The following is a 25,107-nucleotide window of genomic DNA, read 5'->3' as shown; positions in this document are numbered from 1 at the left end:
AAACTTCGCTTTCTTGAGGCACCCCCAGACTCCGCGAATCGTCTGCCGAAACTGACTGCACAGTACAAGTCAGCGCCAGAACTGAAGCGGTGAATTGCCAGACGTTCATGGACGTACCTTTGTGGGCGCAAATTGGTTTGCCTTCAACAGGGTGAGAAGCCCGAGCACCAAGGCAGATGGAGCCCGGATCACGCCGCAGAGCCAGCGGTTTAGCGTACAGCCCGCATCTTGTGCGACGCAACAAAGACTAGACTGCTCCTCGAATTACGCTAAGTTAAAATTGGTAGAAGTAATGGTAAGGCGACGAGGTGGCTATGATGCTCCAACCAACGGCACGCTCCATACTCCTAGATGGCCCCATCGGGGTCAGCCAAATTGTCTATGATGATCACCATCTACGAGTTGTATTTTTTCCTTCCAAGTCGAACACTTTGCTCGTCAATTTTAGCAACATGCTTTTTAAAATGGACGGAGACACTTTCTGGGCGCGCAATCTTTGCCGCAAATCGGAGATTAGCGGGCTTGGCTTCGTAGCAAAGAGGCCGAACTGGTTTCCCGCCATTTCGATGCATAAGGCAGAAGACCATCTGCGGAGCCTTCTCGCGTCATATGAGACCCGCCTGTGCTACGGAAATTCCATGGGCGCGTATGCTGCATTAAAATATAGTCGGTTACTGAACGCGACAGCTGTCGCTGCTTTCTGCCCACAATATTCAATTTCGCCGTCAGTCGTTGAAGCTTTCGATCATCGATTTACTCCGCATCACGATCAGAAAATACATGACGGAATGGAGATCAAGGCCGCAGATATTTCTGGACATGTGTATTTATTTTACGATCAATTCGAAAAGCCCGACGTGAAACATGTCGAGCTCATTCACGGCGTATGCCCGCAAGCAAATCTCCTGAATGTCGCCATGACAGGTCACCACAGCATCGGCGCCTTCGCCAACACGGCTGCAGCGACCGACATGATTTCTGCCTGCCTGAAGCAAGATATTCAGTCTTTGAAGAGGCGCATTCTGATTGGGCGCCGCCTGCACCCAATGCGGCCACGCCATGTTGCACAGGTGGCGATTGACAGACACCAGTCCTGGTCATTAGCAATTCTCGAAAAATATGCAGACGTTCTGCCGCGCGAGGAGGTTGTGCGCTGTTACATCCATCTTGCAGCGGTACTGAGAGCAAAAAATGAATTCGTCGCAGCTGGAGATTTTGCACGTAAGTGCGTCGACGCAGCTCGCACCATGCCGGCAGATCAACGCAAGGCGCTTCGCCTGAATCATGTGATGCATGCGGCGGCTGCACTCCTATCAAGGGCCGGCCACTTTGAAGAAGCCATTCAAGCAGAAAACGAGGCTATCGATTCCGACCCGACGAACCTGTCGTACCTTCGTCGACTTCTTGAAATCTCGCTGGCATCAGGTGATGACGCCTGGACAATAAGTGCAGCGAAACGGCTCTTTGCTCAGACAGAAGTCGGTTTGGACGTTTTGCTGAACCGCTTACGTGCAGGGAGAAATGCCAGACCAGCGCTTGTGGCACAGTTGGAAGCACTTCAAGCGGAATCTGATTGCAAAGTAGCGACGGAAATTCAGGTCGTTTAGCCTGCCTGGTTAAGGCCACCGCCCGTTTGGATTTCCCTTACGCACTGTCCAGTTAACCACCCAGTTTAGCTTGGTGAGAGCAAAAAGGCGTCCCAGGCGGCTGAAACGGAAACGGTGAAGAGCTTGGGAAGCTGTGCGCGGGAGCGGGGACATCCATGAATTCAAAGCCCGGCTCCAGCTTGAAAGTTCGCGGCTGAGGCCTCTCGGCCAAGGCCATGCGAAATATTTCCACCCCCGAGATGGAGCCGAAGGTGGGCTGGAATGACGCGCCGGTAGTGCAGCAGCCCGGTCTTAGGGTGCTGGCGGAGATAGCGAATGAACTCCACTTTGGAGCCCCATTTTGGAGCACAGGGGCGCCCAAGGCAGTCTCGGTGCGGCCTTCTCAACGATATCAATAGGTTGGCGGAGAGGGTGGGTGCCATTCCCGAGTCTACGGGACTCCACAGAAATCCATGGGCGTGTTTTATTCCCGCATGGATTCAATCACTTACAGTCTACAGTCGTCTACGCTGATCTATGGGCATCCATGGCAAGCGCAAGCCCGTTTGGGGGTAGCCTTGGGGGTAGAAACCCAATGGCGGAGAAAGCGCGGGCTAGGATTCCATGGCTTGTAGAAGCACAGGCCTGACCGCGAAGGGCGTTGCGGCCGCGAAGCATCCCGGAGGCATCACCAGGCCTGTTCGGGTTGGGGACGGCGGCGGGCTTTATCTTCAGATCACGGCCGGGGGTAGCAAATCCTGGCTCTTTCGGTACCGCCTGAAAGGGCGTGACCGTGAGATGGGCCTAGGCGGTGCGGATCCCGATGGACGGTTCGGCGGCGTCACCCTGGCAGAGGCTCGGGAGAAGGCTGCGGAAGCCCGCAGGATGCTGAGGGACGGCCACGACCCCCTGGACCAACGCGATGCCGCGAAAGCCTCTCAGGAGGCCCAGGAAGCCGCAGACGTGGTGTCGGTGCGTACGTTCCAGTCGGTGACAGAAAGCATGCTGGCGGAGCGCGAAAGCGGCTGGAGCAACCCCAAGCATCGGGCGCAATGGGAAACCACATTGCGAAGCTATGCCTTCCCTCACCTGGGCGAAAAGGATGTGCGGACGATCGACACCGAGGATGTGCTGTCTGTGCTGCGCCCCATCTGGCCAAAGACACCCGAGACAGCTTCCCGACTACGGGGACGGATCGAGGCGGTGCTGGACTTCGCCAAGGTGCGCGGATGGCGACAGGAAGAAAACCCGGCACGATGGCGGGGTCACTTGGCCGAGGTGCTCCCCAAGCCGCAGAGGGTGAAGCGGGTGGAGCACCGCCCGTCCCTCCCGTGGCGGGACATGCCGGTCTTCATGCAGGCCCTTGCAGACCGTACGGGCGTGGCTGTGCAAGCCCTGGCCTTCGTCATCCTCACCACAGCCCGAACAGGGGAGGTCCGACTAGCCAGATGGCAGGAGATCGACTGGAAGGAAGCCGTCTGGACCGTGCCGGCGGAGCGCATGAAGGCCAAGAGGCGGCATCGGGTTCCTCTCTGCGCAGCCGCCCTCGAGATCCTGAGAAGCGCCCAGCGCGACGCCAAGGGGCATGACAGCCTGATCTTCCCTAGCCCCACACGGGGGAAGGTCCCGCTCTCCGACATGACCCTCTCTGCCGTGGTCCGTCGCATGAACGAAGATGCAGGGGGAACTCAGCCACGCTGGCGGGACGTGGAGGGCCGGGCAGTGGTACCGCATGGCTTCCGCAGCACCTTCCGGGATTGGGCCGGAGAAACCCGCCAGGACGGGCGAGACGTGGCGGAGGCAGCCCTGGCACATGTCGTCCGGAACAAGGCGGAAGCCGCCTATGCACGCTCGGACCTGCTGGAGAAGCGACGTGTCCTCATGGAAGCCTGGGCCGAGTGGTGCCTTTCCAAGCCTCAGCAGCCAGACACAGGGGGCCCCGTTCCGACGTGATCCGACACGGAACTACTCTTTCACGCGGAAAAACGCTCTGAGATGGGGAATGTGGGACATGCACGCATGCACGTCTGATACGTGTTTTTCCTAGAGGTTTACGCCACCCTGTCGGAACATGTCGGAACAGTCGGAACCGATTTAGATTTCAGTATGTTAGAGCTGTTCCGACATGTCGGAACCGTGTCGGAACAGTCGGAACTATCCACAGGATGACATGGCGAGATCCGCACGCGGAGAGGCGAGCCGCGTCGGCGGAGAGGATGCCGGCCGGGTGCTTGCCGCTGGGCAGGCCGGCGCGGCATCGGGGTCCTGGGTGCGGTGGGGTGCCTTAGTGGATGTCCAGCGGCGTCGGGTTGCGGCGCATGTAGGCGTCGTGGAAGCTTTGCATGGGCACGTTGCGCAGGCCGGGCCGCTCTTGCTGGATCGTTATGACCGCCGCGCAGCCCTGTTCGGCCCTCACTGCTTTGCGGGTGATGTCCGACGGGGTGGCGGCGTTGAGGGGCGATGCCTCCCACGCCGTGGCGAAGCGGGCGAGGGCGGCCTCCGCCGTACCGCAATCCGGGTAGGCCAGTGAGATCAGGAGGGCGGGCGCCGCCGCGCCCTCGACATCGGCCATGATGCCGCGCGCGTAGGGGGGCAGGCCCTGGCCGGCGCTCTCGGCCTGCCGGCGCACGACGTCGCTGGATTGGCCCGGCGTCATGTCCATAAACTGCGCAGGGTCACCGGTGCGGAGCGTCATGGCGGGGGTGAAGATAGCGGCCTGGACCAGGCGGCCCTGGCCGAGTTGGGCGTTGAGCCCGGACAGCGCCACCCGGAGGGCGGGGTCGGCAAGGGCGCTTTCGGCGGCTGGCACGGCGGTAAAGGCCCGCAGGCCGGCTGGACTGGCAGCCTGGATTAGAACATCTCCGTCCCTGCCGACACTCGTGGGGCCGGGCTTCATCGCAAGCCAGGGGTTCTGCATCCGCAGGGTGAAGGGCGTGTCCTCGGCGGCGGTCAGGCTGCCGCCCTGGGTGGCGGTGAAGCCGAGGCCGCGGATGTGGGTTTGCAGGGCGGGGATGCGGGCGGGGTCGCGTGGGCGCCAGATCGCCACGACGTCCTCCACGGCCGTCACCGTGTCCAGCGCGGCGAAGGGGATGCCGCTGGCCTGCTCCCAGGCCGAGGCGGAGCCCAGCATGCTGAGCGGCTTGAAGGGCGGCATTGTGGCGGCCAGCATGAGGCGGCGGAACGCCTCCGGCGAGAGCTGGCCATCTTGCCAAGCAGCCTTCGGCAGTGCGGAGAGATCCAGAAACACTGCCTGGATGGCTGCGGGGTTCTGCGTGACAACACGCGGCAGCCTGCCTAGCGCCTGACCGAGTGTGCCTGAGGTGGCCGCGTCGGCGGCGGGCGGTTCCGCCCGGGTGGGAGACCACACGGCGCAAAGGCCTCCGGACAAAGCGATGCAGGCGGCGGCCAGGAGTGTTCTGCGGATCATCATGGTTCCTTCAGCGACGGGAGATCCCGAAGTCAGTGGGGGCCACGGTAGGCCGAGCCCGGCGGAGAGGCATGCTGGTAGGGCGTCACATTCCTGTGCCGGGGCTGGACGGCGCTCGGGATGGCGTCCTCCGTCGATCCACAGGCACCTGGCAGCTCTTCGGGCCTTGACCTGGCGGCGCGTCTATCTTGCCGCCAGGACGTCACGATGTTCTCTTCTCGTTCGCGCCTGATATCGCTAGATTCGAATAGGCGGGGCTAGGCTGATCCCCGAAAGCTTGGCTTCCGACCAAGCTGCCTCGCCGCAACACTTCGGAAGCGTATCGGAACGCGCATGTCAGAGGCACGTCTCACTGAAGACGAGGAAGATCAGCTTGAAGAACTGTTAAGTGTGGCAGCGAGAGAGCTTGCACGTCCTGCCGCTAAAATACTGAAGAAGCCTGAGATTTCCAGAGATGATCTTCATGTGCTTCTAGATGTCGCAATCGACCTCCAACAACTTGCTACTACCGCAGGTGGAGCCCGTGTCGGAGCTATTCAGTTTAGGTCGATGGAAGTGGGAAACGCTCTGATCAGCGCAACATTCTCTTGGCTGAATGATGCGATCAAAGACCCCAATTCGCACAACGAGCATCTGTCTCGTAGCCAGCTTTCATTTTCCGTTGCGGCTTTTCCCTCGACCCTTCCTCCGCACGAACGCGAGGCGCTTTCTTCTGCGCTATTCAAACTGGACAGCGGCACGGGAGAACTACCGGATTTTCTGACGCCGAAGCCCAAGACTGGCAGGGGACCGGACCCTGAAAGGGCGCATTTTGCTGAGAAACAAATGTGGTTCTGGATCGCGATTCAGACCGGACAAGGCATTCCTTCGCATATCGCAGAGCAGCAGGTTGCTGCTTCTGTCGGACTGAGTATCAACGCAGTGCGGGCGTGGCGAGCAGCATGGGTCAAGCGGGAAAGCAAAGACGTCGTCGCGTCCACGCTTGATCATATGAAGCAGGCTGGCGCGCGGGGAAGCACCTCCGACTTTCCTAAACTGTCGACGATCGCGGCCCGGTGGCGTCGGTATAAAGGTTTGGCAGAGCGGCAATCGCCGTCCTCCTAAGGGAGCAGAGTGGCAAGCCTCTTGTAGATTAAGCCTCAGCGTATTTGTCACAGAGTTTACGCCTCCATAAGAATGTGGATTCCGGGCGGTCTCATCCGTAGACCAGATGGATATTCTATAGACGGAGGTAGAGCTCTGTGACGCTCCAGCAGCCAGTAAGCACGCAAAACCGAGCGACACGACGCCGCGAACGCTCGCCTTCCTATCGGCCTGTCGACCCACTTCTGACGGCGGCCGAATCTGCTGCGGAACGCGGCCAAGCCCTTTCCACATTCTGGCGAGACGTTGCGGCTGGTCGTGTCCCGCCGCCCATCCGCATCGGACCTCGGTCGCCCCGCTGGCGCCGCTCCGAAATCCTTGCGGGGATCGAGGCGCTGAGAGAAGGCGTCGTGGAAGCATGAGCTCCCTACGGGCAATCTCATGAAGCAGCTCTAAACACAGCGAACCCCGCGCGGTTGGGCCGGCGGGGCTGCTGGGGAACTCTATTGGGTGTTGAAGTGTGAAGTGCATAGCGCCCCAGGGGCTGCGTGCGCCAGCATTTTTGCGCCCTCTTCCGAGGCCAATATGCAGAATTCCGTCCATCTCACACCGCACTTGGATGAGGCCTTCGCCCAGATCTGCGATTGGCCTGCGGCTCGTGGCGGCAGGACATTCATTGCCATTGGGCGAAGCGCGCAGGGTGCCTCGCTTGATGCCCTGCGGAGCCCTGAGGGCCTTGTGGGCTTTCTGCTTCTTCCAGCCGAGATGGGAGAGCTAGGCACTCATGGGCGCGAACTCATGGTGACTGTCCTAGCGCGCGGTGGGACCATGGTTCTCGCATGCAGTTCGCAGGCTAGCGCCTTGCTGCATTTGACCTGGCTGAAATGGTGCGGCGTTACGGTTGAGCACCTGCCGCCGGTGTCGTCGGCAGCGCAGCATGTTTAGTCATGCCGCCCCGGCTGGCCTCCCTGCCTCGCGACCTGCTGCCCGCTGCATAGACGCTGCGGCGTGCGATAGTCGGTGCCAGCTACTCGCTTGGCTGCCGGTCGCGCAGACGCACGCCAGGACCGGCGCCGTTCTGGTCGATGAAGATCACACCTGCTGCCTCGAAGGCAGCACGCACCGCTTCGATGGTGCGCGCGTACAAGCTATCCCCTCGCTCCAGCCGCGCGATGGTATCGGGCGATACTTTCGCAGCGGTTGCAAGGTCCCTAACGCCCCATCCGAGGGCGGCACGTGCCATCCGGCTTTGAACAGGAAACATCGGAACACCGTTACGAAGTTCTTGCGCGTCTCGGCGCTCGGGCATATCGTAACCGTGTTCCGAGGTTGTAGCAATCTCAGAACGGCCGGACAGGGAAGGTCGAAGCTCCCGTTGTCCGGCCTGACCACAACCCGTTCCTCTGGAGAACCGGCGATGGCTAATCGCGTGGATAGCACAACTGCGTCCGCTGGCCGAGCCAGCAGCAAGACCTTTTGCCCTGCCAGGACCTCACCAACTCACCGCCCAGGCTACCTGCGGCGCACCCTGGCCTATGTCGCAACCGGCGGCGTACCGCCCTTGCCGACGCGGCAGGATCTTCCGGCACCCGTCGCCTTCGGACTGGCAGCCCTGCTGGGCTTTCTGGCTGGGGGGCGTGCGTGATGGCCGCCCCGTCCCTGTCCCGTCGTGCCGCTCTCGTCTTGCCGGTTGCTGCGGGGCTTTCATGCACATCGATACCGGCACACGCCGCAGCCGATGCGGAGATCATCCGCCTCGCAGCAGAGATCCTGGCAGGCCACGACGAATGCTGCCGGCTGATCGCGCCCTACTTCCAGTGCGTGGCAGTCCGCTATCCCGCATCCGTCACCGCGCGGCTCGATCACCTGACCCAGCGCCACCACTCACTGGTCGAGCAACTCAGCAATCTGCCCGCTACCACGGCGGCGGGTTATCGCGCCAAGGCACAGGCACTGCTGACGTGGCTGGCGCCGGGCGGCGATGCCGACGCACCGGAGCCAGGATCCGATGAACGCCTCGTTTGGTCGCTCTGCCGCGACCTTTGCGCGGATCACGGGCGGGAGGCGGCGTGATGGCCCGCCGTCTTTCCCCTGGCGCGGCGTCGCGCAACGGCGCTCCGCCGTCGCCCTCTTCGCTTCAACTGGACGAAGGCCAGGAAAGCACCGTCACCCTGTTGCTCGCATTGGGTGAACGGCTGCGGCGGAAGCGCGACATGGGGCTTGTCGCCGCCCGCCACGCCGAACTGGCGCACGGCCGCGCCAAGGGTCCGGAGCATCCTGATCACCGGGCTTACCTGCACGCCTGCGAGATCGAGGAAGAGGCCAACGCCGCCGCCGCGTCCATCGTGGACGAGATCGCGGATATCGCCGTCGTCACCCCAGCGGAAATCAGCGCGAAGCTGGCCGCCTTGCGCTGCCTTCTCCCGAATCTGGATGACAGGCACGCCGATACCGAGATCCGCGCCATCGCGTTCGTGTTCGCCGAAGCCATCGAGGTCCTGGGCAGCTTCCCCGGCACCATGCAGGCATCGCCTGCGTGATGGCTCGCCTGGACTTCCAGGGCATCGCCAGGGCGGCTCTGCCGTACCTGCCGATGCTCTGCGCCCGATGGCTGCCGCAGGGCCGCCGGCATGGCCGGGAGTGGTGCTGCGGCAGCCTGTCCGGTGAGCCGGGCACCAGCTGCCGTGTCAACCTGATCACCGGCCGTTGGGCCGATTTCGCGACCGGCGAAGCAGGTGGCGATGCCATCAGCCTTGCCGCCGCCATCCACCGCATTTCCCAGGCTGAGGCCGCCCGCCGGCTGGCCGACATGCTGGGCATCAGTCAGGAGGCCGCGCCCCGTGGCTGACACCGCGAACGACCCGTTTGCTCCCCTGCCCCGCCCCGCAGCGTTCGCGTCAACGCGAACGCCTTCGGACGATGAGTGGCAGCCCGTCCTGCCGGCGCCACGCGCCCTGCCGGAGATCCTGCGGCACCGACGGCACGGCGTGGCGTCCCAGGTCTGGCGCTATCACGATGCATCGGGCGCACTGCTCTTCGCGACCGCGCGCTTCGATATCGCCGGGCGGAAGGAGATCCTGCCCTATAGCTGCGGCGCCGATGGCTGGCGCTGGAAGATGCTGCCGGCTCCCCGCCCCCTTTACGGCCTGGACCGGCTGGCTGCCCGGCCTGACGCCCCCATCCTGCTGGTCGAAGGGGAGAAAGCCGCCGATGCGGCACAGCGCCTCTTCCCGACCTACGCGGCGATGACGTGGCCGGGTGGCAGCAAAGCCACCGCCAAGGTCGATTGGAGCGCGTTACGCGGCCGCAGCGTCACCCTGTGGCCGGACAACGATGCGCCCGGGCGGGCGGCGGCCGAAGCCATCCTTGCCCACCTGCGGGAGGCCGGCGTCTCCGGCATCACCACCGTTGCCGTGCCGATGGAATGGCCGGAAGGTTGGGATCTTGCCGACCCTGCCCCGGCCGGCGTGACGCTCTCCGATCTTGCGGCCATGCTCACCACCGCCGCGCCGCAGCAGGATGGCGCCGGCGATCGCGCGGCCGAGCTCAAGCGGCTGGCTGGCCTGTCGCAGGTTGATTACCTCACCGTCCGGGCGGAGGCCGCCCAGATGCTGGGCATGGGCGTAGTGGCCCTGGACCGTGCCATCCGCGCCGAGAAAAGCCGCCTGCGGACAGAGGCGGAGGAATCGCACCGCCGCAGGCCGCCGCCTGAAGCAGGCGAGGTGGCGTGGCCCTTCGGGTTCTTCATGCGCGAGGACGGGCTTTACGCGGACACTGGCGGCGAAGCCCCGCCGGTCTGGCTGGCCGCACCCTTCGAAGTGCTGGGCGAAGCACGCGACCACGCGGGCGAAGGCTGGGGCCGCTGGCTGCGCTGGCAGGACCGCGACAAGCGCTCGCATACGTGGCTGATGCCCGACCGCCTTCTGATGGCCAAGCCCGGTGAGCTCGAGGCCGAACTGGTGGACCGCGGGCTACGGATCGAGACCGAAGGCACCGCAAGAGTGCAGCTTCGGCGCGCCTTGGCGGGCGTGCAGACCGGCAACCGTGCTCGCGTTGTGCCACGCACGGGCTGGCAAGCGCAGTCTCAAGGGGGCGACGCGTTCCTGCTGCAGGATGGCCGTGTGTTTGGGGGATCCTCCGAAGCGCTGATTCTGCGCCATCCGGCAGAGAATGCTCCCGAAATGGTGGCCGTCGCCGGCACACTGGATGGATGGCAGCGCCAAGTTGCGGCGCTGGCTGCCGGCAACCCCTTGGCCATGTTCTGCATCGCGGCCGCGCTCGCGGGGCCTTTGCTGCTCCCGATGGGGGAAAGTTCAGGCGGCTTCCATGTCCAAGGGCTTAGCAAAACGGGCAAGACCCTGTCGCTGAAGCTGGCATGCTCCGTTTGGGGCCAGCCAACCAAGCGCGGAAACCTGCGGGACTGGCGCAGCACGGCCAACGCGCTGGAAGCCACCGCCGAGGAAGCAAATGACGGGCTATTGGCGCTAGACGAGATCCACCAAGCGCCAGCCGCAGATGTCACTCATGCCATCTACATGATCGCGAACGAGGCCGGCAAAGGTCGCATGCGGGAAAACTCTACCGCACGACGGCGCCGCACCTGGCGAACGTTGATCTTGTCGACAGGAGAGACCGACACCAAGACTATGGCCGAAAAGGCCGGCCAGCGCCTGCCGGCTGGTGCTGAGGTCCGCCTGCCTAACGTGCCGGTAGACGGGCCTATGTGCTGGCCCGCTCTGCACGGACGTGCCAGCTTCGACCAACTGGCTGCGGACCTTCATGGTGCCTTGGACGGTCAGCATGGAACGGCCGCACCGGCATTCCTTAAGCATCTGGTAGCAGCGCGTGGCGCCGAGGCGCCTGAGCTCCGGCGGGCCGCAGACGATCTGCGGGCTCACTTCGTGGCCACTTTGCCACCGAACGCTGATGCACAGGTGCGTGAAGTGGCGCGCCGCTTCGCCCTGGTAGCACTGGCCGGTGAACTGGCCACCCAATGGGGCATTTTCCCATGGAAGAGGAATGGCGCTACCGAAGCCTGCCTCACCCTGTTCGCGGCATGGCGCGAACGCCGCGGCGAGGATGCCGAGAGTGCCGAGGTCGTGGCTGCCGTGCAGCAGGTCCGGCTATTCCTGACCAACCATGGCCGCAGCCGCTTCGTGCCGCTGCACCGGACCCAGGCAGGCACGTGGGAAGAAGCCGTCGATACCAGCCGCCCGATCCTGCATCAGGCCGGATGGCGCCGACCGACCCAGGACGGCCGCACAACCTACCTTGTGGAGCCCGAGGTCTGGCGGACCGATGTGTGCCAGGGCCTGGATGCGGCCTTCGTCGCCCGTGCACTCGCCGCCAGCAACTTCCTTGAGTTGGGCGAGGGCCGGAACCTCGGCAAGCGGGAGCGCATCCCAGGACGCGGCCTGACGCGGGTGTTCGTCATCCGGCCGGACCTGCTGGGAGATGCCGAGTGAGCCGCGCCATCTCCACCATGCGTGCCGGCCTGCAAGACACATGGCGGCGTCACGAGCCGCATCCTCCCGAGAGCGCCGAAGATGAGGCGCGGCGGGAGCGCGTCGCGATCCAGGCAGAAGCCCATGGCGAATCCGGCGCTGCGACCCAAAGCACTCCGCAGGCACGTATGGTCGCCGGCCTCCTGCGCAGTGCAAGCCTCCGCCCCGGCGCCACGCATGCCACCGTAGATCGGGAGAGCGCGGTTCCGAACCCAATGCGTAGTCATGGCGACCGCGCTCTCCCCCAGCGCGTCAACAGCCATCGCCCATGAGCTCGCACCTGCCGGAGGATCTAGCCCGTCGTCGCCTTGCCCGCCTTCAGCCGGGGCACGTTCTGACGCCGGAGGATGTGGTTGACCTGTCCCACCTCACCGATCCGCCGTGGCAGCGCCGGCAGCGGCGCCTGGACGAACGGGACGCGCTGATCCGGCAGGCCCGTCAGCTGCTCCCGCAGGCCAGGCACACCGTCGCGGCGGACATGGTCGCCATGGCGTTGCGCCGCTATCTGTCGCATGGCCTCCACACCGCATCCGTCCTGCCCACCGATCCCGAGCTATTTCGGGCGCTGATCGAGACGGTTGCGCGCCTGAATGGTGGTAAGGTAATCAGCACAAGGCAGATAATTTCCATCCTCGAAGGGCAGCGAGGTTAGGAAGTCTGCGGAAAAACACTGTTGTTTCCGCAAAAGCCGCTCCGCACACCTCCCGCAAGGAAGGAGATGCGGATGCCCTGCCCCATTCAATCGTTACCCCAGCCTGACATGGCCGACCTTGATTGTCTGGCCGCGCGGCAGAAGCGGATGTCCGACGCCATCCTACGGCTGGAGCGCCGCCGGCATCTGATGTTGCTTCGCCCCGGATGCGATGGGCGGCTGGCGGCCGTGGATCGCGCCATAGAGCGCCGATACCACTGGCTTGAGCGCCTGGAGACTGCGGAACGCAAAGCATTGCGGAGCCGCGCCCCTCACCTTCCCGCACGCGACGATGCCGCCCCGGCATCGCTCCACACCCACTGAGGATTCCATGCACTTCAAGCCCCGCCTGGGCCTGCGGCTCTCAAGCCTTTTGGGCTCGCCCCATGCACGAACGGATGATGACGACGATGAGCGAGCCCGTCGCCGCAGCCGCAAGGCCGACGACGAGGAGACCGACGAAGAACGCGACCGTCGCCGGACACGTGCTCGCCGGGCGGATGACGACGAGGAAGAGGATGACGACGAGGACGATGCCGTGGCGAAGGCGGCACGAAGCCGCGAACGCGCCCGGTGCGCAGCCATTCTGGGGGCCGAAGCGGCCGAGGGCCGGGAACCTGCGGCATGCCACCTGGCCTTCAACACCAGCATGAGCGCCCGGAGGGCCGTCGCGCTGCTCGGGGGCCTGGGCAATAGCAGAGCCTTCAGCGGCGGCGCTTCTGGAACGCGGGGCATCCAGCGCAGCTGGGACAAGGCCTTGGAGAATGCGAGCGCCTCGCCGGCTCTCGGCAGCGGCTCCGGCCAGCCTCCCAAAGCCAGCCCCTCAATTCAGAGCGCTTGGGACAGAGCATTCCGGCGCACGGCAGTCACGCGGAAGGACCCGATCCGGTGAGTGCCTCCACCATCCCCCAGAAAGCCAAGGCCGCCCCGATGAAGTATCAGTCCATCCTGAAGGCACAGGCCGAAGGTCGGAAACTCGCTTCCGCCGAGATCCGGGCCGCGATCGATGAGGCTGCGGCGGCGCTGCCGTCCGCCCGCGCCGAAGCCGACCGGATCGAAAAGCAGCGCAAAGCCAGCCTGCTTACCGCCAGCGACGAGGAAATGGAGAAGGCGGAACGGCAAGTCGCGGAGCGTCGGCGGACCGCCGAGCGGATAGAGGTGGCACTGGACGTGCTCCGCGGCCTTCTCACCACTGCGGAGGCCCAGGACGCCGTGCAGCAGGTGAAGGAGCTCGAAGAGGCCTTCCAGCAAAAGCTGGGCGCCCTGGAAGGGGCCTGGAAGAAATCCTATCCGGGTGCCCTGGCCACGGTGAAGAAGCTGCTGGCGCTAGAGGCAGAGGCCGAGACCGCCTTCCGGCTATGGTCCTTGGGCCAGGAGCGCTGGGCGAAGCAGGCCGACGAGAATCAGCCGCCCCTGGCAGAGGCCACCGGCTTCCCCAGTAGGCCGCTCGGCCTGAGCCTGCTTCGGCGCATGGTACAGATGCCGGACGCCCAGGGAAGGCTCTGCGCTGAAGACGCTATCCTTCCTCGAAGCGATGAGATGCTCCGCTGCTCGGGGCTGGAACGCCTCGAAAGCCTGGACGAGCATGCGGCCTCTGTCCGAGCCAGGAAAGCCGAGTTCGCGGAGATGATACGGCGGAAGGAAGCCGCATTCGATGATCCCCAGGTGAACAAAGTAAACCGCCCGCGCAATGGGAACTACCCCGTCGAATGAAGCGGGAGGACATCATCGCCCTGCGGCCGGCTACGGCCGACGAGCAGTCTCTGCGCGCGGCCGTCGTCCATGTGCAGGCCCTTCTGGCCGCCGCGAATGCAACGGCCAGCGAGCACCCTGAGGCGCCGGAGGCTGCATCGGCACGTCTGACCGCAGATCGCCTCGACGCCCTGCTGCATCTGATGAGGCTGGATCTGGCCGGCATCGAAGCCAACGCCGCGGTCGAGAATCTGCGGTGCGCTTCCGTCGAGCACGATCCGTGCCTCCCGGCCGGCATGCTCCAGAGGAAGTGCCTGGCAGCCCTTCTCAACCTCGCATCCTGCTTGCAGGCCGAACAACGCCGCCTGGGGATGCTTGGCCTGTTGCTGCCGCTCTGACCACGCGGGGCCGCCCTGGGCCGCCTCGTCCTCATACAGAGGGATACCCGATGATCCAGATGAAGGCCGACTTCCGGCCGATGACAAGGAAGCTGGACGATCTCGCCAAGAAGCAGATCCCGTTCGCGACGGCGGCGGCCCTGACCAAGACGGCGAAGGCCGCCGCAGGTAGCACCCGGAAGGAACTGCCCAGCATCTTCGACAAGCCAACGCCGTTCACCATGAACAGCATCGCGATCCAGCCAGCCACCAAGAATCACTTGGAAGCGCGGGTCTTCGTGAAAACCCAGCAAGCGGAGTATCTCGGGCCTCAGGAAGAAGGCGGCGTCCGGAAGCCAAAGAAGGCCGCGTTACTCATTCCGCAGAAGGCCAAGCTCAACTCCTACGGCAACCTGCCTCGCAAGGCCCTCGCTACCTTGAAGGCCCGCAAGGATGTCTTCCAGGGTCAGGTGAAGGGGATCGGCGGCTTCTGGCAGCGCCCCGAGCGCGGTAAGCGGCGTGACGGCAGCTATGGAACCATCGGCGCCCTGAACCGGGAAAACGGCTTCCTAACCGGTCTGAAGCTGCTGATCTCCTTTGCGAGCAAGGCGGCGTACAAGCCTCGGTTCCGGTTCAAAGACCGGACGATGAAGACCGCGCAGACTGTAGCGCCTGCCGAGTTCAAAAAAGCCCTTGAGCAGGCCCTCAAGACGGTGCGGAGGTAAGCGTGGGGCAGGACCGCATCATCTTTCTCGATATCGATGGCGTGCTTGCGACACGGCCAATGGTAGCCCGCGCCACGCCGCGAGGCGCTAGGTTCGGCCTGGGCAGTGCTCGACGAATGATGCTGCCCCTCCTGTCCAGGCAACCCCGCACCCTTCGCGCGCGTCCCATCACCTTTCTGAACCAGATCCTTGCTGCGACAGGCGCCCGGATGGTGATCAGCAGCAGCTGGCGCCTTGAGGGAGACTGCCGGTCACAACTGATCGAAGCGGGCGTGACGGATCGCTTCCATAGCGACTGGGCTACAGATGCCGATGGGCCAAGCCGAGGCGATGAGATCGCACGATGGTTGGGCGTCCATCGGGCAAACAGCTACGTGGTGCTGGATGACTGGCCCCATGGCCTTGAGAAACATCGAATTCAGCATATGCGGACTGACTTCCGCATAGGCCTCACTGCGGCTGACGTCGGAACCGTCATTGGCTTGCTTATCGGCGCGCAGCAAAGGGCAGACCCAGGAAATATCGCCCCAACATTCTCGCAGTAGCACACCGCTTGGCTGCGATAGGCTCTGCCGGCGAGCGGCTTAACAAGTGCGCCGTCTAACATTTTGTGCGGCGAGCAATCGCCATCTTTGCAGTCTGATCCCAGGTCATGGCGTAGGCTTGCCGCACCATGCCTAGTCAATTGCTGGTGGCCAACTACAAGCCCGAATTCCCGATCTTCGACATTCTGCATCTGAATTTCGAGGTACAATAACTGTGACCCTGATCCCGTACGCCAAGAGCGCCTCGGCGCACGGAACCACTAGAATACTATGTTACAGAAACTATCAGAATAGGAACTCAGGCTCCTTTTCCGAACCTGTATTGGAGACCGGCCTGCGACCATGCCCTTCTAGCAACTCTAGCCGGCTTATTGCCTTTGCCGCAGACGGACGGCGGTACGAACATCCTGGGCATTTGCACGGCTCGTCTGAAGTTGTTGCCTGACTTCACGGAACACAGGTCTAGATCCCTCAGGATCTTCCAAGGTCAGCAGGACAGCGAATGGCACGCCTTCGGCAGGAAACTGTGCCTCCGCTCGTACCGAGCTAGCCACCTCAAGTTGCCATAGCGAGGATTCGCCGTTCTCTGAGAAGGTTGTCTCATACTGTTTGGATGGCCACCACTTAAGCCCGTGGTCGATCAGTGCCTTTTCTGGAACAGCACGTTTCGCCGATTTTGGGAGGTAGCGAGGATCGATCTGGTTGATGTAACGGGCGCTACCATCCGGGGCCGGCTCGGTTTGTCTTTGCTTGAGAGTCGCTTCAAGGTTTACTCGGACGAACTCCGCACCGAAAGCTGGGTCGAGCGGTGGAGAATAGACTAGGGTCATCCGAGCGCGACCGGAACAGCGGCCATTATCATCAGTAAGGCTTTGCGGCCAAACGAATGGGAATCGCAGGATGACAGGCTTCCGCTCACCAATACTAAGGCGGCTTTGAAACAGAAGAGTGACTTGGTGGTCACCCGTTTCCAGCATGTTCGCAACCGGAACCGGTTGACCGAACCCTGCCAACTGCCGTGCAAGATCCTTGAGCCCGCGCTGCTTCAGAGGCTCTGGCATCACAGCGTGATGAAGGAGCATAGCACGCAAAGCTTCAGTTCCAAGCCCGCCTTCCGTTGCAGCGTCCAGCCCCGCTAGCGCACGCGCCACAAGCGGTGCAGCGTAGCTTGTGCCTATAACATCTTGGCTGTGGCCGGTTGTAGTAATCGAGGTCAGGCCCGAGGAGCTCCCCGGTGTGGTCGCCCCGGCACCGCCGTATGCCGCTACATCGGGCTTTACGCCGACCTGTAAGCCAGGCCCTCTAGTCGTGTAGACTGTCGGCGCACCTTCGATCTGATCCGTGCCGGGTGGATTAAGTGCCCCAACCGTTATGGATCGCACGCTTTCGGCTGGTTTCAGGATCGTGTCTGGTAAGGTGCGGGAAGCAAAGTATCGCACAACCTCGCTCGCTCGTCTGGGCCACGGCGCTCGTGACTGTGCCCTTGGAAGATTGCCGGCCGAGTTGACGAAAACTACCCCGTAGGAGTCTGCAATCTGATCCAGTCGAGATGCATATATGCTATAACGATAGCGCTCCACGTCCGAGACAGCATTGATCGAAAGATTAAAGATCCGAACGCCGTAGTTTTCCTTTGCTTCGGCTACTGCTTGCTCCATTTCCTCTAGAAAATCGGAAAATCCGTTTGGATACTTGGCCATGAACGGCCCGCGCGGATACAGCGGAGCGTCATAGATCTGGCAGCCATTTGCCTCCGGCGCCACTGAAGGGTCGTTTGTAAGTTGCCCTACAGAAACTAGAGCTGCAACCCCGGTCCCGTGAACCGCATCATAATCGCCTCCGTCAAGGTAATCGAATCGGTCGACGACCCAGGGTTCAAGCACTTGAGCAACCCCGGAGTCGATTACCCCGACAATGGGATAAGTCGCGCCAGCCGCCGGCTCCGGTATTGCAACGGGATGAGCTCCCGTTTGCAACGCACCTGAAGATCCCGACTGGTCGTCGGTGAGTTGCAGTAAAATAGGAGGATGAATGGTGCGGACCAGCGGATGGTTCTGCAAGGCGGTTAGGGCAGCCTCATGCCTTGCCGGATTGGTGTCGGGTTCACCCGGAGTAGAGAACAACGAAGGCATTGCGTCGGTCCGGGCAAGCCCTGACCTGTTGTCCACCAGCGCCGGCTGGGTCCCGCGGGTAATCTGGAGTTCCAGCACTGGCGTTCTGCCAATGGCTGACGTGACCACGCTTCGGGCGCCCTGACCAAGGGAAAGCAGCAGTTGCTCAAATGACCGCTGTAGGGCAATGCGACCCAGGGGATCATCGGCAATGACACGATCATCTGGTGTCTCAAAGAGTTCCACCTGGTAGCCCGACACACATCGTGGATCATCAAGGGCGGCTATGGCTGCGGCTACTGAGAATGCCCTCTTCTGCTCCGGAGCAGCAATTTCAAGAAATTCAATTGCGCCTACCTCGGCACGGGCTATCGATGGCGCTTTATAAGGTTGACCGTCAGCCTTCCTGTGCTTCGTCTGCACAATGAGCTCGGCCTCTTCGATGCGTCTACGGAGATGGGGGAGGTAGAGCAACGGTGCTCGGAAGTAGAGAGTGCCGACAGCATCTGCGCCCACGCAAGGAAACTGATCGCGTTTGAACAGCCAGCTTACCGGCCGGTAGGACTTCGCCAAGGCCTCGTTCCGCATCTGAACCTTCAGATACGCTGCGGGGCCGTAAGGGCTTTGCGAAAGCTGAGTGCTAATTGCATCTATGGCAGCGAGCAACACCTGCTTGTGCGCGGCGAATGCTCTATCAGCGCCGTCGAAGAAATCCTTGTTGCGTGGCGGCTGGCCTGGGTCAGGCGCCTGATGAAAATCCTGATCATTCAGGATAATCTGGACAGGATTATTGGGCATCGCTTTGCTCCATCAGCGCCAGATGGCGCTTTGCCTTTTTAAGTTCGCTGACCTTTGATTGTCCGTACCCGGTTGCCTCACTGATATCCGCTTGCTTCATCGCGAAATCGACGTCGCTTGTGATCAGGCTCACAAACGCCTCAGGATCGAGGGCCAGGATCTTTTTAGGCAAATGCGTGTGGTCCGGCGCCCGTGAAAGCACCGCGCTTAAAGATCTAAACAGCCCAGGTCCGTCATGCGTCTCACCAGCCAGCGCCAAGTTCCGCTTCACTGCGGAGCAGAGGCGCTCGAGATCAGCGCCTGAGCTTCCAGTGAGGCAGTAAGCAAAGATCCGCAGAATGGGAGCTTCCGCACGGACAGGACGCAGAAAGCGCGCGATCAGTTGCTCGCGTGCACCAACCTCTGGTTCGCCAATGTAAAGATGGGTCTCGAATCGCCGCCAAACTGCTGGATCAAGAAGCCGATCGTGGTTCGTGATCGCGATGGTGATTCCGTGTTCGCGACGCAGATCGAGATTCTGAAGCAACGTGTTAACGACACGTTTGATTTCGCCGACTTCTTGCTGATCATCGCGTAGCTTGGCAAGCGCATCAAATTCATCCAACAACAAAACGCAAGCGTATCGGTTCGCAAAATCAAAGAGATTTGCGATATTTCTAGCTGTCGTTCCTAAGAAGGAAGAAATTAGCCCGTCGATCCGGGCAGTGATCAACGGCAGCCTCAGGCTTTGGGCAATGTAGTGTGCAGTAACCGTCTTTCCCGAACCTGGGGGGCCATAAATGAGAACAGAGCGGGTCGGAGCAACTCCGACCGACTGCAGCGCAGCCGCGTTTCCCCATTCCTGAAGTAAGCCATCAACGGCCCCTTGTACCGCAGCACCATGAATAGGCGCCGCAGGTGCATTCTCCCCAAAGTCGATCATGCAGAGCCGGGCACCAGTTTCACGGTCGATTGGCGGATGGATTTCAGGCGTGAGTTTCTCGCCTCGAACCTGGATACGCGACGTCTCAACGCGACTGGGCGCCATCTCGCGAGCCTCTTCGACGGAGGCAAGGAGACGCTCCAAGGTAGCCGCATCCTTGGCAGCCCCATCCTTCTCAAGCCGCTCTCGCAGCCTTGAAACCTGCTTCGTCAGCGCCCCACGGTCTCCGCTCATGGCCGCGCGGATGATGCTCTGCACGACGGCGAAGTGTTCCATAAGCCATGCCCCTAGCGAATATCGTCTTAGGAGGCTTTTTTATCGGAAGAAAATGAGAACATCAACAGGGACAAGCCTTGTTTATCGGCTTAACGGCATATTATTTCGGTCGATATCGCCATTTTATCGTGTTGGTCGGGAGTTTTGGGGCACTTCTCGGGCGTAGTCGTCTTTTGGACCGCTTCTGTATGCACTGGCTGAGCACAGTCTTGGACGACGAACGGGCGAATGAGGTCCACTAACCCCTAAGGCTGCGGTTGTGGCTGATGCGCAGTGAACTGCGGAACGTCGCTTGAGGAGGAGAGAAAGCGTGTGCTCGCGGCCGGCGGCACGTTGGAGGCTGGATGAAGGCCATAACATTTCGTCAAACGGACGTTTGGAAACGTTATGGCCGGCGGCCGCCTCGGCAGGTGTTCAGGGCAGCCCGCGTGGCCCCGTCCCGCCCCGACACGCCCTCCCGGCGACCGCACGTTTCGAAACGGTCGTTTGACGAAATGTGCGGTGCCGATGCCCTCCTAGGGCCGCCAGCAAGGGCCTCCAGCGCCTCAGCAGGCCCGCCAGGAACGCTTCAGGCCCGCTATCTTCGAAGGAACCCGTCACGGTAGAGCACCCAGCGCCTCCGCACCTGGGGGTGTTACAACGACAGGAACGGCCCTATGCGGAGGAGAACCCACAGAGGATGTTCCGATGCGTGCTTGGATCCTGGGAACGGCTGCGCTTGCCCTCTTGACCGGCTGCGCCAGTACGCCGGTCCCGCTGGCAGAGGCGCGCCCTATTCCTCCGACAGAGCAGCGCCTTTTCGCTGACCCCCTGCCGATGACGGCCCCGGTCATCGTGCGGCGAGATCTCGGGGCTGGCGGCCGAGCCTGCGCCACCACCATTTTTGTCGATGGCGAAGCGGCGGCCTGGATCAACGCAGGTGAGGTTGCGACTCTTCACGTCCCGGCTGGAGAGGTGATCGTTGGCGCCGAAGCGAGCGGCATCTGCGCCGGGGCTTTGATAGAGCAAGCGGTCACTCTCACTCAGGGCAGGCCGGTCTATTTCCGCATCGCACGCGATGAAGGAAATTCGCTGCGCCTTTATAGGACGACGGCACGCTAGCCACCCCCCCCTCCCCCCACCCCCCATCTTGGGTCCTTCCCAGGGGGTGGGGGGCCGCGGGTAATTCGCGCTCCCGGTGCACCCCCAGCTAAGGGGTATGAAATCCTGTCCGCAGTGTCCGCACTGTCCGCACCGCCAGGCCACCAGCCTTCAGACACAAAATAATCCGTATATTATCAGTGGCTTATAAGGCTCCGCCCTGACCGGCGCTGGCTTACCGGATGCGGACACTGCGGACATTTTGGTGCGGACATGTCCGCACTCCGCTGTCCGCAGTGTCCGCAGTGTCCGCAGTGTCCGCAGTGTCCGCAGTGTCCGCACCCTGAGGCTTTCCTGCCCGTAGCCCAAGCGGGCGCGCTCGACCTTCCGCGCTCCGTATCCCCGGCATCCGCTGGCGAGGCCCGCCAACGCTCGCCGGCCGACGCATGCTCACCTTCCATCGGCTCCAGCCAGAAGGAACGTGGACCAGCCGGTCCCTGACACGGCGCCGACCAGCGTCCGGCTTCCCTGCGCCAGGGGAGCTGCGACGCGGTCGCCCGTGCCAGCGACGACAGGTCACCGCCCAACCCCTACGTCCTCAGGCCACGCAGGGAGGGCTGTCAGAGGCACCTTAAACCCGGCCTTTGGGGGGCTGCACCCTGTTCCGACTGTTCCGACAAGGGTTCAGCCATGTCGGAACACCTTAAGACATTGATTTTATATGCTGTTCCGACCGCTCCGACATGTTCCGACAGCTTGGCGTAATAGTACGCGTAAAACGCGTGTCGAAAGCGTGCGTGCGTGCGCCCCGGCCACCCGAAACGGGCTGGAAGCAAACACCCGGATTGGGGTAAATTTGGGGGTAGCGGCCTAGGACGGCCCGGAAACCCGCAGAACACCTAGGGTTCTGGCGGAGAGGGTGGGATTCGAACCCACGGTACCCTTGCGAGTACTTCGGTTTTCGAGACCGACGCGATCGACCACTCTGCCACCTCTCCGCGGTGCCCTGGTCATCGGGTGGCCGGCGGTATAAGCGGGGCGGGGCGCGGGCGCAACTGCCAGTATGGGCGGAAATTGCGGGAATCGGCCCGTCGGCGTTGACTCATCCTCTGCCGCAGCGTTATACGCCCCACCTCTCCGGCGGGACCTTGTTTCGCCGGCGGCCGTTGTCCGGCCGTTCAGAACCGTTTTTTCTTTACCAGGCCAGGACAGGCTAGAGCTTCAGGGCGAACCATGACCTACGCAGTGATCCGCACCGGCGGCAAGCAGTACCGCGTTACTCCGGACGCCGTTCTGACCGTCGAGAAGCTCGATGCCGAAGCCGGCGCGACCGTGACGTTCCAGGACGTCCTCGCCATTGGCGGCGACGCTGGCCTGACCGTCGGCGCGCCCACGATCGCCGGCGCGACCGTGACCGCCACGGTGGTCGAGCAGAACCGCGGCGCCAAGATCATCATCTTCAAGAAGCGCCGCCGGCAGAACAGCCGCCGCAAGAACGGCCACCGCCAGCACCAGACGGTGCTGCGCATCTCCGCTATCAACGCGGTCTGATCCGGCTTTCCTAGGAGACACCTCTCATGGCTCATAAAAAGGCTGGCGGCTCTTCCCGTAACGGTCGCGACTCCGCCGGCAAGCGCCTCGGCGTCAAGAAGTTCGGCGGCGAGCACGTCCTGGCCGGCAACATCATCGTGACGCAGCGCGGCACGAAGATGGTCCCGGGCGACAATGTCCTGTGCGGCCGCACGCACTCCATCCACGCCGCCATCGAAGGCAAGGTGAAGTTCACCCGCCGCGCCGAAGGCCGCGTCCACGTTTCCGTCGAGCCGCTGCCGCAGGCCGCCGAGTAACTTCGCGCCCGCGACCAGCCCGACACGACTGACGCAAACGGGGGCCGCGAGGCTCCCGTTTTTGCGTTCAGCCCTCCCCCGACCGGACCAAGCTCAGACCATGAAGTTCCTCGACGAAGCCAAGATCTGGGTGAAAGCCGGCGACGGCGGCAATGGCGTCATCGCCTTCCGGCGGGAGCGTTTCATCGAATATGGCGGCCCTGACGGCGGCAATGGCGGCAAGGGCGGCGACATCATCGTGGAAGCCGTCGAAGGCCTGAACACGCTGATCGACTTCCGCTACGCCCAGCATTTCAAGGCCCGCAAGGGCGGCAACGGCTCCGGCTCCGACCGCACCGGCGCGGGCAGCGACGACGTGACCCTGAAGGTGCCGGTGGGTACCGTCATCCTGGCCGAGGACAAGGAAACCATCCTCGCCGACATGACGCAGGCAGGGCAGAAGGCGGTTATCTGCACCGGCGGCGATGGCGGCCACGGCAACGCGCATTTCAAGACAAGCACCAACCGTTCGCCCCGCCGGGCCGATCCGGGCTGGCCGGGCGAGGAACGCTGGCTGTGGCTGCGGCTGAAGCTGATCGCCGATGCCGGGCTGCTGGGCCTGCCCAATGCCGGCAAGTCCACCTTCCTCTCGGTGGCCAGCGCCGCCCGGCCGAAGATCGCCGATTATCCCTTCACGACGCTGACGCCGCAGCTCGGCGTGGTGCGGTTGAACGCGACGGAGGAATTCGTCCTGGCCGACATCCCCGGGCTGATCGAGGGCGCGGCGGAAGGTGCCGGCCTCGGCACCCGCTTCCTCGGCCATGTCGAGCGCTGCGCGGTGCTGCTGCACCTGATCGACGGCAGCCAGCCCGACCCGGTCCGCGCCTATGAGACGGTGCGGGCGGAGTGCGAGGATTATGGCGGCGGGCTGATCGACAAGCCCGAGATCATCGCGCTGAACAAGACCGACGCCATGACGCCGCAGGCCCGCGCCAGCCGCGTGAAGGCGCTGGAACGCGCCACCGGCCGGCCCGTCCGCCTCATCAGCGGCGTGACCGGCGAGGGTGTGCAGGAAACCCTGCGCGAGCTGGCCGACACCATCTACCGCTCCCGCGAGGAAGCCGCCAAGGCATGACCCCCTCCCTCACCACCGCGCGCCGGATCGTCGTCAAAATCGGCTCCGCCCTGGTGGTGGATGCGGAGACCGCTTCCCCGCGCGAGGCCTGGCTGGCCTCGGTCGCCACCGACATCGCCGCGCTGCGCGCCACGGGGGCAGAGGTGGTGGTGGTCTCCTCCGGCGCCATCTCCTTGGCCAGGCAGGCGCTGGGCCTGACCAAGCGCAAGCTGCGGTTGGAGGAGAAGCAGGCCGCCGCCGCCGTCGGGCAGATCCGGCTGGCCGGTGCGTGGCAGGCCGCGCTATCCGCCCACAACCTGAATGCCGCTCAGCTGCTGCTGACGCTGGAGGACAGCGAGGACCGCCGCCGCTACCTCAACGCTCGCGCCACGCTGGGCACGTTGCTGGATCTCGGCTGCATCCCCGTCATCAACGAGAACGACACCGTCGCCACGGCGGAAATCCGCTTCGGGGACAATGACCGCCTGGCCGCCCGCGTCGCCGAGATGATCCAGGCCGACGTGCTGGTCCTGCTCTCCGACATCGACGGCCTGTACACCGCTGACCCGCGGCGGGACCCGGCGGCGCAGCACCTGCCGGTGGTGGAGCGCCTGACCGACGAAATCATGGCCATGGGGGGGGAGCCGCCGCCCGGCTATTCCTCCGGTGGCATGCGCACCAAGCTGATCGCGGCGCGCATCGCCACCGGCGCCGGCACCGCCATGGCCATCGCGCTGGGGCAGCGGGACAACCCGCTGCAGGCGCTGCGCGATGGCGCCCGCTGCACCTGGTTCCTGCCGACGCCGGAAGGCCGCACCGCGCGCAAGCGCTGGATCGCCGGCTCGCTGGCGCCGCTCGGCGTGCTGAAGGTGGATGCGGGCGCGGCGGGCGCGCTGCGCCAGGGCCGGTCCCTGCTGCCTGCCGGCGTGCGCGGCGTGGACGGCATCTTCCATCGCGGCGACCCGGTTGCCGTGCAGGACGAAGCCGGGCACGAACTGGCTCGCGGCCTCTCCGCCTACGATTCCGATTCGGCGCGGCAGATCGCCGGCCGCCGGTCGGAGGATATCGAAGCCATTCTGGGCTGGCGCGGCCGGGACGAGATTGTCCATCGCGACGACCTGGTCCTGCTCTAGCGCCCTGCCATCTGGCCACTTGATCCCCAACCCCGGCTGATTCAGCCTGCGGCGGTCACGCAGCCAGACCCCTCAGTCATCAAGGACCCTATTCCGTGAATGCCATCGCCGACCCCATCGCCCGCCAGCTTGAGGATGCCGCCCGCGCCGCCCGCGCCGCCGCCGGCCAGCTCGCGCGCGCCGGGCGACCGGCGAAGGACCGCGCCCTGAAGGCCGC

The 25,107-nt window shown here is 63.5% G+C and carries 21 protein-coding genes and 1 tRNA gene; 18 read left to right on the top strand and 4 right to left on the bottom strand.

The genetic code is table 11. The features are described from left to right. Positions 1 to 308: 308 nt before the first annotated feature. Together IBL26_RS15305 and IBL26_RS15300 are read left to right on the top strand one after the other, a co-directional pair. Entirely contained in the window at positions 309 to 1,607 is a 1,299-nt protein-coding gene (locus tag IBL26_RS15305; protein WP_187785371.1) for a tetratricopeptide repeat protein, read from the top strand. A 603-nt stretch (positions 1,608 to 2,210) separates the two neighbouring features. Next, positions 2,211 to 3,539 carry a tyrosine-type recombinase/integrase gene (locus IBL26_RS15300; protein ID WP_187785370.1) on the top strand — a complete coding sequence of 443 codons (1,329 nt, stop codon included), beginning with the start codon at positions 2,211 to 2,213 and terminating at the stop codon, positions 3,537 to 3,539. 331 nt (positions 3,540 to 3,870) lie between these two features. Here the strand turns inward: IBL26_RS15300 and IBL26_RS15295 are convergent, their stop codons facing one another. Beyond that, the gene (locus tag IBL26_RS15295) at positions 3,871 to 4,755 is read right to left on the bottom strand and encodes a hypothetical protein (protein WP_187785369.1); all 885 of its coding nucleotides are present in this window, start codon (positions 4,753 to 4,755) and stop codon (positions 3,871 to 3,873) included. A 591-nt stretch (positions 4,756 to 5,346) separates the two neighbouring features. Between IBL26_RS15295 and IBL26_RS15290 the strand changes: the two genes are divergently transcribed. The 11 genes from IBL26_RS15290 to IBL26_RS26120 all read left to right on the top strand — a co-directional run bounded on the left by IBL26_RS15290 (position 5,347) and on the right by IBL26_RS26120 (position 15,630). Continuing rightward, positions 5,347 to 6,117, top strand: coding sequence for a hypothetical protein (locus IBL26_RS15290; protein ID WP_187785368.1), 771 nt, complete (start codon positions 5,347 to 5,349; stop codon positions 6,115 to 6,117). A 1,623-nt stretch (positions 6,118 to 7,740) separates the two neighbouring features. After that, complete coding sequence (locus IBL26_RS15280) at positions 7,741 to 8,169, top strand: hypothetical protein (RefSeq protein WP_187785367.1); 429 nt, start codon at positions 7,741 to 7,743, stop codon at positions 8,167 to 8,169. Further along, positions 8,169 to 8,636 carry a hypothetical protein gene (locus IBL26_RS15275; protein ID WP_187785366.1) on the top strand — a complete coding sequence of 156 codons (468 nt, stop codon included), beginning with the start codon at positions 8,169 to 8,171 and terminating at the stop codon, positions 8,634 to 8,636. The genes IBL26_RS15280 and IBL26_RS15275 overlap by 1 nt, the downstream gene beginning before the upstream one ends. Further along, complete coding sequence (locus IBL26_RS15270) at positions 8,636 to 8,944, top strand: hypothetical protein (protein ID WP_187785365.1); 309 nt, start codon at positions 8,636 to 8,638, stop codon at positions 8,942 to 8,944. The genes IBL26_RS15275 and IBL26_RS15270 overlap by 1 nt, the downstream gene beginning before the upstream one ends. Next, entirely contained in the window at positions 8,937 to 11,561 is a 2,625-nt protein-coding gene (locus tag IBL26_RS15265) for a DUF927 domain-containing protein (protein ID WP_187785364.1), read from the top strand. The genes IBL26_RS15270 and IBL26_RS15265 overlap by 8 nt, the downstream gene beginning before the upstream one ends. Before the next feature lie 307 nt (positions 11,562 to 11,868). Beyond that, positions 11,869 to 12,252, top strand: a complete 384-nt coding sequence (locus tag IBL26_RS15260; RefSeq protein WP_187785363.1) for a hypothetical protein — start codon at positions 11,869 to 11,871, stop codon at positions 12,250 to 12,252. Between the two features lie 370 nt (positions 12,253 to 12,622). Further along, positions 12,623 to 13,183, top strand: coding sequence for a hypothetical protein (locus tag IBL26_RS15255; protein WP_187785362.1), 561 nt, complete (start codon positions 12,623 to 12,625; stop codon positions 13,181 to 13,183). Next, positions 13,180 to 14,004 carry a hypothetical protein gene (locus IBL26_RS15250; protein ID WP_187785361.1) on the top strand — a complete coding sequence of 275 codons (825 nt, stop codon included), beginning with the start codon at positions 13,180 to 13,182 and terminating at the stop codon, positions 14,002 to 14,004. Before IBL26_RS15255 ends, IBL26_RS15250 begins: the two co-directional genes overlap by 4 nt. Then, positions 14,001 to 14,381 (top strand): hypothetical protein, encoded by a 381-nt coding sequence (locus IBL26_RS15245; RefSeq protein WP_187785360.1) that lies wholly within the window; start codon positions 14,001 to 14,003, stop codon positions 14,379 to 14,381. Before IBL26_RS15250 ends, IBL26_RS15245 begins: the two co-directional genes overlap by 4 nt. Positions 14,382 to 14,431: 50 nt before the next feature. After that, positions 14,432 to 15,085, top strand: coding sequence for a hypothetical protein (locus IBL26_RS15240; protein ID WP_187785359.1), 654 nt, complete (start codon positions 14,432 to 14,434; stop codon positions 15,083 to 15,085). A gap of 59 nt (positions 15,086 to 15,144) precedes the next feature. After that, positions 15,145 to 15,630 (top strand): HAD domain-containing protein, encoded by a 486-nt coding sequence (locus IBL26_RS26120; RefSeq protein ID WP_367615442.1) that lies wholly within the window; start codon positions 15,145 to 15,147, stop codon positions 15,628 to 15,630. A gap of 368 nt (positions 15,631 to 15,998) precedes the next feature. Here IBL26_RS26120 and IBL26_RS15230 read toward each other — a convergent pair whose 3' ends face one another. Continuing rightward, on the bottom strand, positions 15,999 to 18,539 hold the full coding sequence (locus IBL26_RS15230) for a S8 family peptidase (protein ID WP_187785357.1): 2,541 nt from the start codon (positions 18,537 to 18,539) through the stop codon (positions 15,999 to 16,001). After that, positions 18,529 to 19,737, bottom strand: a complete 1,209-nt coding sequence (locus IBL26_RS15225; RefSeq protein ID WP_187785356.1) for an AAA family ATPase — start codon at positions 19,735 to 19,737, stop codon at positions 18,529 to 18,531. Before IBL26_RS15225 ends, IBL26_RS15230 begins: the two co-directional genes overlap by 11 nt. A gap of 687 nt (positions 19,738 to 20,424) precedes the next feature. Between IBL26_RS15225 and IBL26_RS15220 the strand changes: the two genes are divergently transcribed. Next, positions 20,425 to 20,838 carry a YajG family lipoprotein gene (locus IBL26_RS15220; RefSeq protein WP_187785355.1) on the top strand — a complete coding sequence of 138 codons (414 nt, stop codon included), beginning with the start codon at positions 20,425 to 20,427 and terminating at the stop codon, positions 20,836 to 20,838. 887 nt (positions 20,839 to 21,725) lie between these two features. On the opposite strand, the gene IBL26_RS15215 is transcribed toward IBL26_RS15220, so the two are convergent. Next, positions 21,726 to 21,815: transfer RNA gene (locus tag IBL26_RS15215), tRNA-Ser, on the bottom strand. A 235-nt stretch (positions 21,816 to 22,050) separates the two neighbouring features. Here IBL26_RS15215 and rplU point away from each other — a divergent pair. The 4 genes from rplU to proB all read left to right on the top strand — a co-directional run bounded on the left by rplU (position 22,051) and on the right by proB (position 24,890). Beyond that, positions 22,051 to 22,368, top strand: a complete 318-nt coding sequence (gene rplU, locus IBL26_RS15210) for a 50S ribosomal protein L21 (protein WP_187785354.1) — start codon at positions 22,051 to 22,053, stop codon at positions 22,366 to 22,368. Positions 22,369 to 22,394: 26 nt separating this feature from the next. After that, positions 22,395 to 22,664: a 50S ribosomal protein L27 gene (gene rpmA, locus IBL26_RS15205; RefSeq protein ID WP_120639432.1), complete on the top strand. Its 270-nt coding sequence runs from the start codon at positions 22,395 to 22,397 to the stop codon at positions 22,662 to 22,664. A gap of 100 nt (positions 22,665 to 22,764) precedes the next feature. Continuing rightward, positions 22,765 to 23,778 carry a GTPase ObgE gene (obgE, locus tag IBL26_RS15200; RefSeq protein WP_187785353.1) on the top strand — a complete coding sequence of 338 codons (1,014 nt, stop codon included), beginning with the start codon at positions 22,765 to 22,767 and terminating at the stop codon, positions 23,776 to 23,778. Then, a complete protein-coding gene (gene proB / locus IBL26_RS15195; RefSeq protein WP_187785352.1) occupies positions 23,775 to 24,890 on the top strand; it encodes a glutamate 5-kinase in 1,116 nt (371 codons plus the stop codon). Before obgE ends, proB begins: the two co-directional genes overlap by 4 nt. Positions 24,891 to 25,107: the final 217 nt, after the last annotated feature.

Origin of the sequence: Teichococcus aerophilus, assembly GCF_014490485.1 — a bacterium.
Taxonomy (GTDB): domain Bacteria; phylum Pseudomonadota; class Alphaproteobacteria; order Acetobacterales; family Acetobacteraceae; genus Pseudoroseomonas; species Pseudoroseomonas aerophila.
This window is presented reverse-complemented; position numbering and strand designations above follow the sequence as displayed.

Bases quoted from the DNA above. Each gene is read 5' to 3' on its own strand.
- IBL26_RS15300 (WP_187785370.1), top strand. From the start codon at position 2,211: ATGGCTTGTAGAAGCACAGGCCTGACCGCGAAGGGCGTTGCGGCCGCG.
- IBL26_RS15295 (WP_187785369.1), bottom strand. From the start codon at position 4,755: ATGCTGGCCGCCACAATGCCGCCCTTCAAGCCGCTCAGCATGCTGGGC.
- IBL26_RS15290 (WP_187785368.1), top strand. From the start codon at position 5,347: ATGTCAGAGGCACGTCTCACTGAAGACGAGGAAGATCAGCTTGAAGAA.
- IBL26_RS15280 (WP_187785367.1), top strand. From the start codon at position 7,741: ATGGCCGCCCCGTCCCTGTCCCGTCGTGCCGCTCTCGTCTTGCCGGTT.
- IBL26_RS15275 (WP_187785366.1), top strand. From the start codon at position 8,169: ATGGCCCGCCGTCTTTCCCCTGGCGCGGCGTCGCGCAACGGCGCTCCG.
- IBL26_RS15270 (WP_187785365.1), top strand. From the start codon at position 8,636: ATGGCTCGCCTGGACTTCCAGGGCATCGCCAGGGCGGCTCTGCCGTAC.
- IBL26_RS15260 (WP_187785363.1), top strand. From the start codon at position 11,869: ATGAGCTCGCACCTGCCGGAGGATCTAGCCCGTCGTCGCCTTGCCCGC.
- IBL26_RS15255 (WP_187785362.1), top strand. From the start codon at position 12,623: ATGCACTTCAAGCCCCGCCTGGGCCTGCGGCTCTCAAGCCTTTTGGGC.
- IBL26_RS15245 (WP_187785360.1), top strand. From the start codon at position 14,001: ATGAAGCGGGAGGACATCATCGCCCTGCGGCCGGCTACGGCCGACGAG.
- IBL26_RS15240 (WP_187785359.1), top strand. From the start codon at position 14,432: ATGATCCAGATGAAGGCCGACTTCCGGCCGATGACAAGGAAGCTGGAC.
- IBL26_RS26120 (WP_367615442.1), top strand. From the start codon at position 15,145: ATGGTAGCCCGCGCCACGCCGCGAGGCGCTAGGTTCGGCCTGGGCAGT.
- IBL26_RS15230 (WP_187785357.1), bottom strand. From the start codon at position 18,539: ATGCCCAATAATCCTGTCCAGATTATCCTGAATGATCAGGATTTTCAT.
- IBL26_RS15225 (WP_187785356.1), bottom strand. From the start codon at position 19,737: ATGGAACACTTCGCCGTCGTGCAGAGCATCATCCGCGCGGCCATGAGC.
- IBL26_RS15220 (WP_187785355.1), top strand. From the start codon at position 20,425: ATGCGTGCTTGGATCCTGGGAACGGCTGCGCTTGCCCTCTTGACCGGC.
- rplU (WP_187785354.1), top strand. From the start codon at position 22,051: ATGACCTACGCAGTGATCCGCACCGGCGGCAAGCAGTACCGCGTTACT.
- rpmA (WP_120639432.1), top strand. From the start codon at position 22,395: ATGGCTCATAAAAAGGCTGGCGGCTCTTCCCGTAACGGTCGCGACTCC.
- obgE (WP_187785353.1), top strand. From the start codon at position 22,765: ATGAAGTTCCTCGACGAAGCCAAGATCTGGGTGAAAGCCGGCGACGGC.
- proB (WP_187785352.1), top strand. From the start codon at position 23,775: ATGACCCCCTCCCTCACCACCGCGCGCCGGATCGTCGTCAAAATCGGC.